Source organism: Altibacter sp. HG106 (assembly GCF_028561755.1).
Taxonomy (GTDB): domain Bacteria; phylum Bacteroidota; class Bacteroidia; order Flavobacteriales; family Flavobacteriaceae; genus DFVG01.
The window spans coordinates 1-18151 of record NZ_JAQQTD010000005.1 but is presented as its reverse complement, the minus strand read 5'-3'; the positions used below and the strand labels follow the sequence as shown (position 1 = coordinate 18151).

General features: G+C 45.2%; 9 protein-coding genes. 3 read left to right on the top strand and 6 right to left on the bottom strand.

Annotation, left to right across the window (positions count from 1 at the left end):
• Positions 1-75 precede the first annotated feature (75 nt).
• Entirely contained in the window at positions 76-7980 is a 7905-nt protein-coding gene (locus PO830_RS09245) for a right-handed parallel beta-helix repeat-containing protein (RefSeq protein WP_272853275.1), read from the top strand.
• Between the two features lie 79 nt (positions 7981-8059).
• Here PO830_RS09245 and PO830_RS09240 read toward each other — a convergent pair whose 3' ends face one another.
• Positions 8060-9310: an acyloxyacyl hydrolase gene (locus tag PO830_RS09240; protein WP_272853274.1), complete on the bottom strand. Its 1251-nt coding sequence runs from the start codon at positions 9308-9310 to the stop codon at positions 8060-8062.
• A gap of 68 nt (positions 9311-9378) precedes the next feature.
• Between PO830_RS09240 and PO830_RS09235 the strand changes: the two genes are divergently transcribed.
• Positions 9379-10758, top strand: a complete 1380-nt coding sequence (locus tag PO830_RS09235; RefSeq protein ID WP_272853273.1) for an alanine/glycine:cation symporter family protein — start codon at positions 9379-9381, stop codon at positions 10756-10758.
• On the opposite strand, the gene PO830_RS09230 is transcribed toward PO830_RS09235, so the two are convergent.
• From PO830_RS09230 to PO830_RS09210, 5 genes are all read right to left on the bottom strand, one after another.
• The gene (locus PO830_RS09230; protein WP_272853272.1) at positions 10725-11669 is read right to left on the bottom strand and encodes a hypothetical protein; all 945 of its coding nucleotides are present in this window, start codon (positions 11667-11669) and stop codon (positions 10725-10727) included. The two genes, PO830_RS09235 and PO830_RS09230, sit on opposite strands and share 34 nt — an antisense overlap.
• Complete coding sequence (locus PO830_RS09225; protein WP_272853271.1) at positions 11669-13096, bottom strand: MBOAT family O-acyltransferase; 1428 nt, start codon at positions 13094-13096, stop codon at positions 11669-11671. Before PO830_RS09225 ends, PO830_RS09230 begins: the two co-directional genes overlap by 1 nt.
• A gap of 72 nt (positions 13097-13168) precedes the next feature.
• Positions 13169-14614: a hypothetical protein gene (locus PO830_RS09220; protein ID WP_272853270.1), complete on the bottom strand. Its 1446-nt coding sequence runs from the start codon at positions 14612-14614 to the stop codon at positions 13169-13171.
• Between the two features lie 83 nt (positions 14615-14697).
• Complete coding sequence (locus PO830_RS09215; protein WP_272853269.1) at positions 14698-15783, bottom strand: DNA topoisomerase IB; 1086 nt, start codon at positions 15781-15783, stop codon at positions 14698-14700.
• 64 nt (positions 15784-15847) lie between these two features.
• On the bottom strand, positions 15848-16933 hold the full coding sequence (locus PO830_RS09210; protein ID WP_272853268.1) for a M42 family metallopeptidase: 1086 nt from the start codon (positions 16931-16933) through the stop codon (positions 15848-15850).
• 113 nt (positions 16934-17046) lie between these two features.
• Here PO830_RS09210 and PO830_RS09205 point away from each other — a divergent pair, with 113 nt between their 5' ends.
• Positions 17047-17748: a DUF4294 domain-containing protein gene (locus PO830_RS09205; protein WP_272853267.1), complete on the top strand. Its 702-nt coding sequence runs from the start codon at positions 17047-17049 to the stop codon at positions 17746-17748.
• Positions 17749-18151 lie beyond the last annotated feature (403 nt).

The following is an 18151-nucleotide window of genomic DNA, read 5'->3' as shown; positions in this document are numbered from 1 at the left end:
TTCGTATCTTTTCACGTGAGGCACCCTGTTATGTATTAATCATACCGGTGCAATGTCCAACCTAAAAAATCTTCAATGAACAACATTTCTACGCGAAACATTTTATTTTTTGTTTCATTTTTACTCATTTCGACACTGTCGTTTGCTCAGGTGTATACGGTATCTGATGCCGGCGATGCCGGACCCGGAACTTTCCGACAGGCAGTGATAGACGCTAATGGATTCGGAGGTCCGAGTACCATAAACTTTAATCCGGGTATTAACCCTTCCCTTACCTCAGGTCCCGTGACCGCCAATGTGGCGTTAACGTTAAACGGTGATGCTGATGGATCGACTATTTTTGGAAATAGTGGTGCCAACCGCCTCTTACTTTTGAGCGGTGGTACCAATGCTATAAATAGTGTAAGCTTTCAAGATTTCACACATACAGCAACGACTGAAAATGGTGGGGCCGTAGCCGTAGTGGGAGGAATTTTTTCTGCAGTGAACGCATCATTTATAAATAATGAGGCGAATGGTACTGTTGGAGGGGGAGCTATCCTCGTCCGTAATGCCACCAGTACGTTTACTAACTGTACTTTTACCAATAACCGGGCGGTTAACGCTGCTACCGGTAGCGGTGGTGCGATTTTAGTAGACGTTGCAGGAACAGCTACCATTCTGGGATCCACTTTTACCAATAATACGGCTGTGCGTGCAGGAGGTGGAATTGAGTCCAACTCACCAGATGTATTAACCGTTACTGATTCTAATTTTGATGCGAATACAGCGGGTGCTGCACCCGGAAACGGGGGAGCGATCCATATCACCGGTCCTGCCAATAGTGCTATCACTGGAGGATCTTATACCAATAACATAGCTGCCTCAGAAGGAGGGGCGTTATGGAATGGCTCCGGGACCATGACACTTGATGGCACGATCTTGATCGATGCGAATGATGCTCAAGGAATTGGTGCCGATAATGGAGGTGGTGGTATCTTCAATAATGGAGGTGTTGTAACGACCTTAGCTACAGCCAACCTTACGGTACAAAATAACACAGCTAGTGGAACTTCTGGTTCTGGTGGTGGAGTTTTCAACGAAGTAGGCGGGCAAATTCTATTTGAAGTAGGTTCAACTACCATTTCAGGAAATTCAGCCAACCGTGCAGGAGGTGGAATTGAAGATAATTCGGGTCCCGGTCAGGGCATCCGACTTATCGGAGTGACGCTAGACAATAATACAATTGCAACAGCCAATCCAGGTAATGGAGGTGGAATACACATTACGGGTGCTGGAGATTCTTTTATTTCTGGAGGTTCCGTTAGTGGCAACACTGCCGTAGAAGGAGGCGGACTCTGGAATGGAACTGGTTTCATGCTGGTTCAAAATAATACCGTACTGAATGGAAACGTAGCAACTTCTGCCACCACAGGTGGTGGCGGTGCTTTCAATAATGGAGGGACACTACGAACCGTTGGTGGGGTCTTATTTGATTCCAACACTGCACTGGGTGCAACGGCTTCTGGTGGTGGTATTTTCAATAATACCGGCGGAACATTGATAGTAGAGGGAGCTTCAACTTTCCTAAATAATCAAACCACACGTGCCGGGGGAGCCATCGAAACCAATTCTACTGTTGTATTAACCGTTACCAATGGTATCTTCAATGGAAATCAAGCAGTAGGGGGTACGGCGCCAGGAAACGGTGGGGCCATCCATATTACTGGTTCGGCGGACTCAAATATTACCGCGGGTACATTCAATGGAAACATTGCAGCTCTCGAAGGAGGAGCACTGTGGAATGGTACTGGAATCATGACCGTTACTGATGTATCAATTAACGGAAACGACGCTCAAGGAGACGGTGCCGATGATGGTGGTGGTGGAATTTTTAATAATGGAGGTGCACTTGTCTTAGCGGGTACTACCACCATTTTAAACAACTCAGCTTCTGGTACTTCAGGTTCCGGTGGTGGAATTTTAAACCTTACGCCAGGAACACTTGCTATTGACGGAATTACAATTTCAGGAAATACAGCCAATCGCGCTGGTGGTGGAATTGAATTGAACGCTGCTGCTGGTGAAAGTTTTACATTTAACAATATTACTCTAGACGGCAACTCTATTACAACACCTAATCCAGGTAATGGTGGTGGATTCCACGTTACCGGAGCCGCCGATGTTACCTTCAATGGCGGTTCAGCCACAAACAACACCGCTAATGAAGGTGGCGGATTGTGGAATCATAACGGAACCATGACGGTTAACGGTATGACGATTACAGGAAATTCGGCTCTTGGACCAAACACTGGTGGAGGAGGTATTTTCAATCTCGGTGGTGGAACTCTAAGTGTGGACGCCGCAACAAATCTTTCTGGAAACCGTGCCATGGGAGCGACTCCCGGGGGACGCGGTGGAGCCATCTTTAACAATACAGGAGGAACCCTTTTATTGGCTTCCGGAATTACAATTTCTGGAAACTATGCCAGTAGAGCTGGTGGTGCTATTGAAGATACTTCAGGAAACACACTTTTATTAGATGGGGTTTCGCTGTTAGGAAACTCTGCCGGAGTTGATATCGGACTTGGAACGATGGCGAATCCTGGAAATGGAGGAGCCTTACACCTTTCTGGTGCTACCAATGCGACGGTATCAGGATTTAGTAATATCAATAACAACATGGCGGCTTCTGAAGGAGGCGGACTGTGGAATAACACAGGAACACTTACGGTAGCCCTTTCTTTTATCGACGGTAATGTTGCGAGTGGTGACAACCCTGATAATGGCGGTGGTGGAATCTTCAATAACGGAGGTACACTCAATGTAGACACAACCCCAATTCTCAATAATATTGCCGATGGAACTTCTGGTTCTGGTGGTGGAATTTTCTCTACAGATGGAATCGTAACCTTAACAGGAACCGTTATCACCTTTAACCAAGCTAATCGCGCGGGTGGAGGGATCGAATTGATTGATGGAACCCTGAATATGTCAGGAAATTTCAATATCAGTCAAAATAACGCGGGGGTAGCTCCTGCTACCGCTGCTCCTGGAAATGGAGGAGGAATCCATATCTCTGGATCGGCCGATGCAACGCTTGTAAATGGTACAGTCGGAGATAATCTAGCGGCTTCTGAAGGAGGCGGATTATGGAACAACACAGGTACCATGACCGTGACAAACGTAATCGTTGATGGAAATGATGCACAAGGTGCTGCTGCCGATAATGGTGGGGGTGGAATCTTCAATAATGGAGGTGCCTTAATCGTTGACGGAACTTCTTCCATAACGAATAATACAGCAACAGGAACCCTAGGTTCTGGTGGTGGAATTTTTAATCTAACGCCAGGAACGCTGAATGTTGACGGTATTACCATTTCCGGAAACACAGCAAATCGCGCGGGTGGAGGAATTGAAGTGAATTCAGGCGGAGGCGAAACCTACACCTTTACTAATGTAGCCTTAACGAATAACACCGTAAATGGTCCGGCTCCCGGAAATGGTGGAGGATATCATATTACAGGTGCTGGTGATACTGTATTCAATGGTGGAAGCGTAACAGATAATACCGCTTTTGAAGGAGGCGGACTGTGGAACGGTTCCGGAATTATGAACGTAAACGGTGTAACCATTACTGATAATGTCGCCAATGGCGATGCTACCGGTGGAGGAGGAATCTTCAACAATGGCGGTACGCTCACTGTAGACACTGCCACTACATTAACTGCAAACATTGCTGATGGAGCAACTCCTGGAGGACGCGGAGGTGCCTTGTTTAATAATACCGGAGGAACCTTGACGGTGGCTTCAGGAAGTACCATTTCGGGTAACTACGCAAGTCGCGCAGGAGGTGCTATTGAAGACAATTCAGGAAATACCTTGACGCTTGATAATGTTACGCTTAGCGGAAACGCGGCGGGTGTAGATATCGGACTAGGAAACGCAATCAATCCGAATCCTGGAAACGGTGGAGCTATTCACCTTTCAGGAACATCGAATCTTACCATGACAAACAGTGCTGTTTCAGATAATCTCGCTGCTCTTGAAGGCGGCGGACTTTGGAACAACCTCGGAACCATGTCAGTTGCCACAACTGCAATCGATGGAAACATCGCAAGCGGTCCCGGTGCTGATGACGGTGGAGGCGGAATCTTCAATAACGGAGGTACGCTGGATGTCCTTGCCGGAACGACGATTGATAGTAATGTAGCCGATGGTGCGTCCGGATCGGGTGGAGGAGTTTTCTCTACCGACGGAACCGTGACGATTTCCGCAGCAACTATTACCAATAACGTTGCAAATCGCGCTGGTGGTGGAATTGAAGCCATCGACGGAACAATCAACTTAACTGATGTCACCCTAAATACGAACAATGCGGGAGTAGCTCCGGCAACAGCAGCCCCGGGTAATGGAGGGGGACTTCATATCACAGGAACCGCTGATGTAAACGTAACGGGAGGTACTGTAGATGCTAACCTTGCTGCTTCGGAAGGAGGCGGACTATGGAACGGCACCGGAATCATGACCGTAGATGCCACACCTATTTCTAATAATATTGCTAGTGGAGATGACGCGACCAATGGTGGTGGTGGAATCTTCAATAACGGAGGAACCTTAAATGTTCTAGCCGGAACCAATATCAACAATAACGTGGCCAACGGTATTTCAGGATCTGGTGGGGGTATTTTCTCTACCGACGGAACGGTTACCGTAACCGATGGGCAACTGTTCCTAAATGCAGCAAATCGTGCTGGAGGAGGAATTGAGATCATCGACGGTCAATTAAATCTAAATACAACGAACGTTGCCTTCAATGATGTGAATGGTACCGCCGGAACCCCGAATCCGGGGAACGGAGGAGCCCTTCACGTAAGCGGCACTAGTACAATAGCTATCAATGGAGGAACGTACTCGGCTAACGAAGCTGCCTCAGAAGGAGGCGGACTCTGGAATCAAGTAGGAAGTAGTATGGTGGTGACCGATGCCATGGTGAATTTAAACCTGGCTCACGGAAACAATGCTGATAATGGTGGTGGTGGAATCTTCAACAATGGAGGTACGCTAGGTGTCATTAATAGTACAATTCAAGGAAACCTGGCCGACGGTACTTCCGGTTCTGGTGGAGGTATTCTTTCTACTGACGGTGATGTCACCTTAATTGGCGGAATGATCGACAGTAATGGAGCGAACCGCGCCGGCGGTGGTGTTGAAATCATCGATGGAAGCTTCTCACTTACCAATGGAACCATGATATCAAATAGTGTTGACGGCCTTGCCGGAACAGCAAATCCTGGAAATGGAGGAGCGCTTCACGTTTCTGGAGTGGCTACCACAACCATTGTGAATACTGCCGTAACGAATAACAGAGCTGCTTCTGAAGGAGGCGGACTCTGGAACCAAGCGGGGAGCATGATGGAAGTGGATGCAAGTACCTTCGATGGAAACGTTGCTGATGGTGACGCCGCCGATAACGGAGGTGGAGCGATCTTCAATAACGGAGGATCTTTAATGGTTCAAAATGGAACAACGATCACAAACAACTTTGCGACAGGTACTGCCGGTTCCGGTGGTGGAATTCAAAATGTTGATGGTGGAACTGTTGTAGTAAATAATACAGATATTTCGAATAATAGCGCCAATCGTGCCGGTGGTGGAATCGAAGACAACTCTACAGGTGGCGTTGGAGACCTTACACTATTCAATGTTACCCTTAACAACAATACTGTTGGTAGCGCACCTGGTAATGGTGGTGGATTACACATAACCGGTCCGGGTAACGCTTCGATTACCAATGGAACAGTTTCAGGAAATACAGCCGCTGCTGAAGGTGGTGGACTATGGAATGGTTCTGGAACCATGACAGTTGACGGAACAACGATTGATGCCAACACGGCAAGTGGTGCGATGGCCAACGAAGGGGGTGGTGGAATTTTCAATGCCGGTGGAACACTGGACGTATTGAATGCAACCATTACCAATAACGTAGCCGACGGTGCTGCTGGATCTGGTGGAGGTATTCTGAATGACATGGGAACCTTAACGGTAACCGATTCAGAATTGAGTGGAAACACCTCTATGAGAGCAGGTGGTGGAATTGAAGTTGCTTCCGGAGGTGGAACAACTACCTTGACCAACGCCGACTTATTAAATAACAGCACGGCTTCTGCTCCGGGTAACGGAGGCGGACTGCATATCACCGGTGGTGATAACAGTACGATCACAGGAGGAACGGTTTCTGGAAACACGGCTTCATTAGAAGGTGGTGGACTATGGAATGGTTCTGGAACCATGACAGTTGACGGAACAACCATCGATGCCAACACGGCAAGTGGTGCTATGGCCAACGAAGGGGGTGGTGGAATTTTCAATGCCGGTGGAACACTGGACGTATTGAATGCAACCATTACCAATAACGTAGCCGACGGTGCTGCCGGATCTGGTGGTGGAATCTTAAATGATTCTGGAACCTTAACGGTAACCGATTCAGAATTAAGTGGAAACACTGCTGTAAGAGCGGGTGGTGGTATTGAAGATAATTCTATGGCTGGAAATCTTCTGACCTTAGATAATATAACCTTGACCAATAATACGGCGGCTTCGGCTCCGGGTAACGGGGGCGGACTTCATATTACAGGTCCTGGTGACTCTGATATCCTCGGCGGAACCGCAACTGGAAATGTTGCCGCTTCGGAAGGAGGAGCGCTCTGGAATGGAACAGGTATCATGACGATTGATGGGATGACCATCGATGGAAACGATGCACAAGGAGCCAACGCCGACAATGGCGGTGGTGGTGTCTTCAATAACGGAGGTACCGTGGATATCCTCAATGGAACCACAATTTCGAACAACCTTGCTTCCGGAACATCAGGTTCTGGGGGAGGATTGCTAAGTACCGATGGTGATGTTACCATTACTGATTCGTTCTTAGATGCTAATTCAGCCAACCGTGCCGGAGGTGCTATCGAAATTATCGAAGGAACCTTGACGATCAATACTTCAAACCTAGTGAATAATGATGTGAACGGAACGGCAGGAACAGCAAACCCTGGAAACGGAGGAGCGTTACACGTAACGGGAACATCCGCAACCATCGATATTATTGAAACTACCGTAGATGGGAACAGCGCCGCCAACGAAGGGGGTGGCCTGTGGAACCAAAACGGTTCAACGATGAATGTGCTCACCTCTACCGTTTCTAGAAATGATGCTGCCGAGGGTGGTGGTGTCTATAACAATGGAGGCGCAATCACTACGATTGAAAGAAGTACTATTTCAAGTAATACGGCATCAGCGAATGGTGGTGGTATTACCAACGATGGTGCTAGTTTAGATCTCAATGCTGTAACAGTTGGAGCCAACACGGCTTCTGGAACCGGTGGTGGAATTCAGAGTAATACAACCACTAGCTTGAAGAACACCATTGTTGCCTTAAATACGGCAGGAAGTGGTGCTGATGTTGCGGGTACGTTTACCTCGAACGATTATAACTTGATCGGAACAGATGATACGAATGCTTTTCCTGAAGAAGCCAACGATATTGAAGAAGTAGATCCATTACTTGGGCCGCTTCAAAATAATGGTGGCACTACGGAAACGCACGAACTATTATTAGGAACACCTGCTTACAACGCAGGAGATCCTGCGGATCTATTCGACGATCAACGTGGAGAGGCCGTATTCGAAGGCATCCGGGATATTGGAGCCTTTGAGGCACAAGATATCTTGCTTAGCGTAGCAGACGTAAGTAATGAAGGTGGCATTATCGTATATCCAAACCCATCGCGTGGTTTTGCAACGGTAGCGATTCCGCAAACCTTCGGAACATCGATCCAAATAGTAGTGACCGAACTGGCTTCCGGGAAACTAATCAAGAATATCACAACTACTGCAGGTCAGCGGGAACTAGATTTCAGCGGATTTGCAAATGGAGTGTACATCATTAACGTGATCTCTGATGAAAAGAGCTCGGTACACCGTTTGATTTTGGCCCAATAAATTAGTTAGATTTATTGTAAAAAGCTCTTCCTTCGGGAAGGGCTTTTTTATTTTAACAAGCGAAATTTTAGAAGTGCTGTTAGCGCTTCGGAAAGCTATACACGTATCCTAAACTCAGTTCCGTGAAATCGGCTTGACCGCCATTGGCATTGATATGTGCCCCAACGTAGAGGTTGTGCGGCTGAAGCGTATGGGTTCCGAAGAAATAGTATTTCAACCCCAGGCGGGCGGAAATAAGATGCTTCATTTTAAATTTAGAAGTGTATTCTCCCAACACCCAATAGTCGGGAATCTCTCTTGGTGTATTATCCCACCCTTCGTTGATACGCCAGTCAAATCGGTAGGAAGGTTTAAAGAGATTGGCACCCAATTGAAGTTCGATACCAATATGATTGAGCAATAACTCTCCATTCAGATGCAATCCCATAGCGGAAGCATTTAAAAAAGGAGCGTCGCGTAAATCCGAAAACTCTTGTCCCTCGCGCACCAAAAATTCATTGTCATTGATATAATCGTAATAATGATCGTAATAACGATAGTAAAAACCAACCCCAATTCGGTAGGTATTATTCAACACTTGTCCGTATTCCCCAGACAAAGTATATACTGGTTTTTGACTATTGTACGCCAATGAAAGCACATTAAGTCCGTATCCAAATCGTGCTGTGAGATAGTGATACCGACTTCTTGTAAACGATGAAACAGCGAGTTCACGCTTTTGTTTCCCATGTTTGATTTCCGCAGAAACACTTCCTAGAAACGAATTCAATCCCTGATTGGGCAATCGGGTATGTCCGTTTGAATGATGAAAAAATCCGGCACCCAGGTGCCACTCGATACGTTCACTCTGTAAAAAGCGATACTTAAAAAACACTCGAAAAGCCCAGGTAAGATCGGTTGTTACTGCCTGATTACCGGGATTGCTAATAGGATCAAATTGTTCCGTGAAATAAGAGATTCCCATTCCGGTAAGCAAGCTGAAACGCCTTTTCGTTGAAGAGAATAATGAGAATTCGGCAATGGGCATAGCCGTAATTGCGAGTCCGAGTGCCTCATAATTTCCAAATTCTGAAACTCCCAGACTCGTACCAACTTTCGGGCGATTTAGTCGATAGGCCCATTCTTGTGGAACAGCATCGGTATATGTTCCGAAGTGTACAAATACATTCTTCTGAAGTCCGCGATCTGGAAAGCCCTCGTTGGCTTCCGCAGTGATTCCTGTCAGAAATTCCGCGGTAAAAAATCGTGTGAAATCGGTACTTTCCGAAGCAGTTTGCGCCCTTATTCCGGCACTTAGCAGTAAGCAAACAAAAAGAGGAGCGACCTTCATACGGTTCCAAAGAAACAATTTCTATGGAACTTTTAAAAATTAAGATTACATTCGTCTTTTGACCTGATATGGAAGCACTGGAACAATTTACATCACAACTTTCTTCATTTGCTTGGGGGCTTCCCTTGTTGTTATTGCTTATTGGAGGCGGCTTATATTTATTGATTCGTATTCGATTCTTACCCTTCCGCTATCTCGGTCATGCCATCGCCGTCTTACGCGGACGATACGATGACGAGAATGATGAAGGCGATATCAGTCACTTTCAGGCTTTGACTACCGCACTATCTGCCACCGTAGGTATGGGGAACATTGCGGGGGTGGCTGTCGCCATTGCATTGGGGGGACCCGGAGCGGTATTTTGGATGTGGGTGAGTGCTGTGATTGGAATGTCTACCAAATTCTTTACCGCGACCTTGGCAGTGTTGTTCCGGGGAAAGGATTCCTCCGGAAAAGTACAGGGAGGTCCTATGTATTTTATTGAAGAAGGCTTGGGTAAGCGATGGAAGCCGATGGCGATCTTTTTCAGTATTGCTGGATTGGTAGGTGCGTTGCCGGTGTTTAACGTTAATCAACTTAAACAAGCCCTCAACGATATTGTAATAAAGCCAGCAGGCTGGTATTCAGGACTTACTTCGGATATTGTCATTGGTATTATTCTTGCCATCATAACGGCGATCGTAATTTTGGGCGGTATCTCACGTATCAGCAAAACTGCAGAACGTTTGGTTCCGGCCATGGTGGTGCTATACTTCATAATGGTTTTGATCATTCTGGGCGTCAATGTCGAGGCGGTACCGCATTACCTAGGGTTGATCTTTAGCGATGCGTTTTCAGCCTCGTTTTACGAAGGAGATGCCTTTTTAGGCGGAATGGTAGGCGGTCTTATCCTCTTAGGAATCAAGCGAGGAGCGTTTTCAAATGAAGCGGGTATTGGTACGGCACCCATGGCGCATGGCGCGGCAAAGACGAAAGAGCCGGTTCGCGAAGGATTGGTAGCCATGTTAGGTCCCGCCATCGATACGCTTATTATCTGTACGCTCACGGCCTTGGCGATTTTGGTGACCGGAGTATGGCAATCGACCGACGACAACGGCGTGTCCTTGACGGCTTCGGCCTTTGAAAATAGCATTCCGTATGTTGGAAAATACGCCTTAATGGTGTGCATTGCAGTCTTTAGTATTTCCTCTTTATTTTCCTATTCGTACTATGGCACGAAATGTATGTCGTATCTCTTCGGAACCAAATACCAACATTGGTACAACTATGTTTACATCACGAGTATTTTGGTGGGCGCCACTACCAGTTTAAGTATGATGATAAATTTGATCGATGCGTTTTTCGCCTTTATGGCTGTTCCAACCATGACCGCGACCTTACTTTTAGCGCCAAGAGTCATACGCGAAGCAAAGTCCTATTTTTCTCGAATGAAGGCTTCTAAAAATTGATTGAGAAGGGCGGTGGCTTTGGCAGCGCCATCAGGGTTCAAATGACTTTCGTTCCAATAGTCGGTTACATGAAACTGTGTGGTATCTGCCTCTACATTGAAACGTTCAATGTGCGAAGGCACTAAGATCGCTTCAAGTGCCTGTTCCCTTCGCATTAAAATTTCTGGATTGCGTTGCGAAAGATACGTTTTGTACATAGGAGCTTGAAATACCACCACCCGAATATTGCGTTTCTGTAAATAGGCTATCATCTCTTTTAAATACGCTACATTGTTACGATACAGACTTAGGTTGGGCTGTTGATTAATTTTAAAATGATCACGCGCCGCAATTTTGTTGGGATCATAGTGTAGATTTTGAAACTTCCCGGCGTAATTAAGAGTGTCGAATCCTACCGAATTAAAGCCTGCCGGATCCTCTTTGGTGATATAGTGGTTCTTCAGACGTTCGAACATGACGGGCGGATTGGCCAAGAATAATAATTCATCTTTGAAATACGTCGTACGCTGATAGGCATTCACATTATAATAGTGCAGGGGATAGGCGTGCTTCCAGAATGTGGGGCCGTTATGAGGTAATTCAAAGTGACTGTAAGAGACCTCGAGAACGACCGTATGCACCTTGGGTAATAGGGGAAGCAATTGTTTCAGCAGTGCAAAATCGGTATCGTGATGTTGATTTCCGGAAGCTAAATTCAGGGCAGGTAATGATAAAGCTTTCGCATCAATGGCATCCTTCATTTGTGAAGATCCCAAAAGCAATACTTCAACATCTTCAGCATGCGCATCCAGATACGGCGCAATATACGCATAGGAAGTAGGAATATTGCGCGTAGCAGCCTCTATTAATCCGGCCAACAACACCATTGGAAGGAAAAACCAAAGTAGCGATATGAAAAAGGAGCGTTTCATCAAAATTGAAAATAGATAAATGCTTCCTGTGGTGCTGCATAGCGAACCAACAAAAAGATGAATAGGTAATAGAGGGCCCAACGCGCGGGTTTTGGGAGCCAGCGTTCCAATTCCTGCATAGGATATGCATTTTTTCTGAATATTAATTCGGCACCGATCATTGCGGGTAAGACCAATAGCTTCCAACCGATGATAGTGGAGAGCGGTGCGCCTTCGGAAAGACTCACAATGCGTTGTAATATAACCCAGGCGTCATCAATAGAGGTGGCGCGAAAGAAAATACTCGAAATGGAGGTTAGTGTAAAAAAATAAATCAGCGAAAAGAAACGAGATTGTTTGGAGAGCCAGCTTCGGATGCTTTGGGTACTCCTTAAAGGAATTCTTTCAACAATTAGAATGATTCCGTTAAATATTCCGAAGCAAATAAACGTCCAATTGGCACCGTGCCAAAAACCAATTAGCGTCATTGTCACTAAAAGGGCCATGGCGCTGGCGACAAAATTTTGTCTTTTCCTATATCTTACCAATGGCGCGTACACATAGACCGTAAACCAGTTCGTGAGCGTGATGTGCCATCGCTGCCAGAACTCAGAAATACTTTTAGCGAGATAGGGGAGGTTAAAGTTTCTACTCAAGCGAAACCCAAATAGTTTGGCGGTACCAATGGCGATGTCGGTATAACCCGAAAAGTCTCCATACATTTGAAAGGAGAACAACACTGCCGCATAGACCAACGAAAGGCTTCCGTACGCTTCCGGCTGTTCGAAAATGGTAGTGACCGCAATGCCCAGGGTATCGGCTACCAGTATTTTTTTTAGAAGTCCCCAAAGAATTTGTCGCAGTCCTTCTTTCTGCTGAGAGACCACAAATTCACGTTCTTCCTGAAACTGTGGAAGCAGTTTTTTGGCACGTTCAATGGGGCCGGCGACCAGCTGCGGAAAAAAACTTACAAAGCAGAAAAATTGTAGTGCATTTTGAGTAGCCGGCTGTTTCCCACGGTAAACATCAATAGTATATCCCAGGGTCTGAAAGGTATAAAAACTTAGGCCTACGGGGATCAGGATCGTCCATATGGTAAAGCTGCCCTCAGGAACTTGTATGTGGAAGAGGGTATAGAATTCCGAAAGAAAAAAGTGAAAATACTTAAAAGCGATTAACACACCCAAATTCCATCCCACACTACTCCAGAGTAACAGCTGTCGTTTCCATGGGGTGCGGGTTTTTGAAAGGGCATAGGCGGCTCCGAAATCAACCAAGCTGCTGGCGGCTAGCAACCCTAGAAATCGCCAATCCCATAAACCGTAGAACACGTAACTCGCTACTAAGAGGAGCACGTTTTGGGTGATCCTACGCCGACTCCCAAGTGCCCAATACAGGCCATATACGATCACTAGAAAAAATCCGAAATCAAATGAATTGAAGAGCACTTACCTACCAGTTGAGCGATAAAAATAAAAAAAGGCTACCATTTGGTAGCCTTCTGTAATGCGATTTTTTATTTAGTTCCCGGTAAGGAGGACATTGTCTATCGCAATATCTTCATCTCCCGAATCTAAGCTCATTTCGATGCGAACATCCATGGTAGTTGCAGCAGGAATAGCAAACGTAGCACCATACATGGTCATGGTATCTGTAATTTCAGCACCATCTCCATCTCCATCGAGGTCGTTATCAATAAGAGGTGCCGCATTAAACTGACTGCCGTCATTCTCAATGGCGAAAAAGGTTACCCAAGCACCACCGTCCAGTCGGTATTGCGCTCGCAGATAGTCAAGTTCATCCCAATCCTGATTGGAACCATCATCGTCTTCCGCAAAGAAAGCGCTAAAATCAAAATTGGTTAATCCGGTCACATCAAAGCCTGACCATGTAAGCGAAGCAGGGTTTTCGCCCACGCCGTTCACGCCGTCAATATCTTGTGCGCCGAAGAACTGCGCTCCTTGTACGCCATTGATCGTTGCTGAGATATCACTTCCATTGGTAATACGGAAGTAATCGGTCGTTTCCCCTGCATTGTCAACAAAGGTTGGGACAAAATCGAAGGAAGCATCTTCAAAATCTTCATCGATCAATGTAGTGCTCGTTCCGGGACAGCTCGTGTCGCTTTCAAATGTTCCGGAAAGTGTTCCATAGCTAATAGACTCCCATTCCCAGGTACCGGTAATTTGCGAACAATCATTTCCACTTGCTGTGGGTTCGTTATTAAAAATGTGAACCCCTTCCCAAGTTACGGGCTGTCCGTTACTCAAAAATCCAACATTGGTGGTGCTACCGTCTCCACTTTCAATGGTACATGTAGTTAATACACCTGTCGCAGAACAATCAGACTGGTACCCAATTCCGTCGGTGGATGTCGTACCGATGGTACTTTGGGTGGTCATAGTACTGGTACCGTCTGCGGTAGTAAACATCATATTGAAGGTTTGTGTAGCTCCTTGTCCTACTACCGGATGTCCGTTACACTCAACACATTCCCACGTTCCTGTTACAGGAATTACCGGAGCGCGTAACGTATGTTTTGCAACAATAATAGCAGCATCACGGTCCTTAAAAATAACATTAGTAATTTGTGGCGTCTCGCCGCGTTGATTAACTGAAAAGTCAAATGACCATTGTGCCGATTCAAAATGTAGGTTGTTGATAGCACTCTCCGTCTGAGGAACAGAAATGGCTTTGGCCTCAAAGACTTCTCCCATTTGAGTTGTTAGCGTTGCGATGGGTAGCAATTTGGAAAATGTATTTGTTTCTGAGGGTATGATTATAGAGACGACCGCTCTATATTTTGAATCTAGTGTGGTGAAAACACCCTTATACTCTCCAATGTTCGTAGCATCGGTGAGTGTGTTGGCTTGAAGGGATGCAGACGAAAGTTCTTGCGATGGATCTTCTGGTTGACATGCCATAAAAAATAGGGCTGTCATCAATAATGTAAATATTTTTCTCATGTGAACGTTTAGTTTTTACAAAAAAACGATATCACTTTTAAAGAAAAGTTACTCTACATTTAAGTCTGTATTATCAAATAGATTTAATTAGCATCCTCCAACTGAAACGTATATTCCTGAAAAAGCTCTTGTAACACTTTTTCGGAAGCAGATAAGAACTCATCCTTGCTAGTATCGTTAGATACCTGCTCGCAGTAGGAGGTTAGGGTTCCGTTTTCATAACGTTCCACAAGTAGTGGGTGTACGTAATAATCTCTACAAACTGCCCTAGTATTTCCTAAGGAGTTAGCCGCTGCATCATACGCTTCCAGAATATTCTTTTTAAGTTGTTTCTCATCTTCTTCAGGACCGATTTCACAGAGGGTTTCAAAAAAGACCTTGGAGGCCGCCCAGGTTCTAAAATCCTTGGCCGTAAAGAAGTCGTCACTAATCTCTTGGATGTAGTCGTTCACCATCCCGCTATCGATTTGGTGGTGTTTCCCATCTTCGTCATAATACTTAAAAAGTTCCCATCCTGGAATTTCTTCACAGGCTAACACGAGGCGTTGTAAGCGCTTGTTTTTTAAGGTTACCGAATGTTCTTTGCCTTTTTTTCCGACAAAATTAAATTTGATAGTATTCTTATAGACATCCAAATGCTTGGAACGCAAGGTTGAAAGTCCGTACGATTTATTGCGTTTTGCGTAGTAGTCATTACCGATACGGATATGTGTTTCTTCCATCAAACGAATCACCAGCGCCAGGCATTTACGCTTCGTCATGGTTCGTAATCGCAAATCTTTCGCAATTTGTTGCCTGATCTTCGGAAGTGCTTTTCCGAAGACTCCCATTTTGAGAAATTTAGTTTGATTGCGCAATTCAGACCAGTGCGGATGATATCGATATTGTTTGCGTTGTTTTTCATCGCGTCCCACCACTTGAAGATGTCCGTTTTCCAAGGGCGTAATTCGAACTTCCGTCCAAGCCGGTGGAATGACCAAACTTTTAAAACGCTTCAAGGCTTTTTTACTCGTAATCTTTTTATCCTGCTGGGTATAGTAAAATCCGCGTCCATGCTTATGACGTTGAATACTTAACTTTTCTTCTGTGATGTACACCAAATTCGCCAATTTAACGGCGGCGTTTGGATTGTTGATGAGTTTCTTAACCTTAGGGACGCTTATTACCATGCATTAAAGATAGCATGGTGAATCCTTAATTATTCTTAAACAAAACCGAAAAGAATGCGAAAGTTTATTCGAAGTAACTAAAGGTATCTCCGTCTTTTAGAGTCAATAAGGTTTCGTAGATAAGACGAATGACATTTTCTACATCCTCGCGATGCACCATTTCTACTGTGGTATGCATATAACGAAGCGGAAGTGAGATCAACGCGCTGGCAACACCGCTTCCGCTGTAGGCGAACGCATCGGTGTCGGTTCCCGTGGCACGAGAAAGCGCTGCTCGCTGAAACGGAATTTTTTTAGCTTCCGCAGTAGTCACAATTACGTCTCGTAGCTTCTGCTGTACCGCCGGTGCATAAGCAACTACGGGTCCGTCGCCAATTTTCGCCAAGCCCTGCTTTTTCTTATCGATCATTGGTGTGGTCGTATCGTGTGTAACATCGGTAACGATGGCCACATTTGGCTGTATTCGTTCTGCAATCATCTGAGCACCGCGTAGTCCTATTTCTTCCTGAACAGAATTAGTAATATAAAGTCCAAAGGGTAACTTCTTTTTGTTTTTATGAAGCAGACGTGCAACTTCCGCGATCATAAATCCGCCCATTCTGTTGTCCAGGGCGCGACATACAAATTTGTTGTCATTCAAAATATGAAAGGAGTCGGGGTAGGTGATAACACAGCCTACATGAACGCCAAGCTTTTCTACTTCTTCTTTGTCCTTACACCCAATATCGATAAAGATGTTATCGGGTTTCGGAGCTTCTTCTTTCGCTTTGTTACGGGTATGGATGGCGGGCCAACCAAAAACACCTTTTATGATTCCCTCTTTCGTATGAATATTGACGATTTTCGAAGGCGCAATTTGATGATCGCTCCCTCCATTTCGCACAACGTATAACAAGCCGTTGTCACTTATATAATTAACGTACCAGGAGATTTCATCGGCATGGCCTTCAATCACGACCTTGTATTTGGCCTCCGGATTGATCACTCCAACCGCCGTTCCATAGGTGTCGGTAATAAATTCGTCTACATAGGGTTTTAGATAGTCCATCCACAACTTTTGCCCTTCCCACTCGTAACCGGTCGGGGCTGGATTATTTAAGTAGGATTCTAAAAAATCAAGAGAACTCTTTGTTAAAAGCGATTGTGCCATAAGCTGTTTTTTTCTAAGGGTATCAAAAATAGGGAAATCTTTAAGAGTACTGCAAGCAATTTCTGTAATTTTGGAACGGTTTTCGATACCCTAATTGTGTAGTAAAAAAAGAGATGAAGAACACCTTCTATTATACGGTATTACTGTTGTGCTTTTTGGGAAGTACGGTTTGGGGGCAGGTCCCTCAGGAATATAGCGTTCAAGAAAACGATACGACGCAGACCTTCTATTACATGATCGATGGTGATAGTATTCCGCGTGAAATGATCGATCTGGATGAAGTCATTTTGCTGAACAAACTCGAGTTCAATAGCAAAACCGATCGCAGGCGCTATTTAATTCTCCGTCGTAAAACCCGAAAGGTATATCCCTATGCCAAATTGGCGGCAGATCGTTTGCAGACCATGAACGAACGCCTAAAGACCATTGAAAAGAACAGTCAGCGTCGAAAATATACCAAACGCATTCAGAAGTATATTGAAGATGAGTTTTCAGAACGCTTAAAAAAGCTCACGCGTACCGAGGGACAGATTTTAGTAAAACTCATCCATCGACAAACGGGAACCACAGCGTTCGACCTAGTAAAGGAACTGCGTACGGGGTGGCGTGCGTTTTGGTACAATACAACGGCCAATATGTTTGACATTTCCATTAAAGAAGAGTACCGTCCCTTTGAAGTCAAAGAGGATTATCTGATAGAAGACATTCTAGAGCGTTCCTTTCAAGGAAATATCCTGGAACGTCAGAAACCCGCCTTCGAAATCGATTACTTAGATCTCACGGCGCATTGGAATCAAAAGTCTGTTAATAAGTAATGTAATTACTGTTTGTCTATATTATTAGGAATACTTACTTTAGTAGTTCGCTCTTTATTTTTCGGGTGTTACCTCACACTGCTTTCCGCAGTGTTGCGGTCGGGCTTTCCGCGCTACAGGTTTTTATGAGATAAAAACGCGGGTAGCTAGCTGCAATCCCTAACACATTTTTTTTGGCTCTTTTTATTGAATTTGAGAGCCTTGCATACCGACCCAAAAAAAGATTTAAAATTATTTTAATTTTGGTTTGGAAGTTTAAAAAAAGGGGTTGTATATTTGCACCCGCAAAACGGATGAGGGGTCAAAGATTTGGCCTTTTATTTTGGGCGAAGGAATAGAAAAGTTCATTGAGATATTGAAATTGACAGCGTATTTGTTTTAGATCGATTATGATTTGAGACTT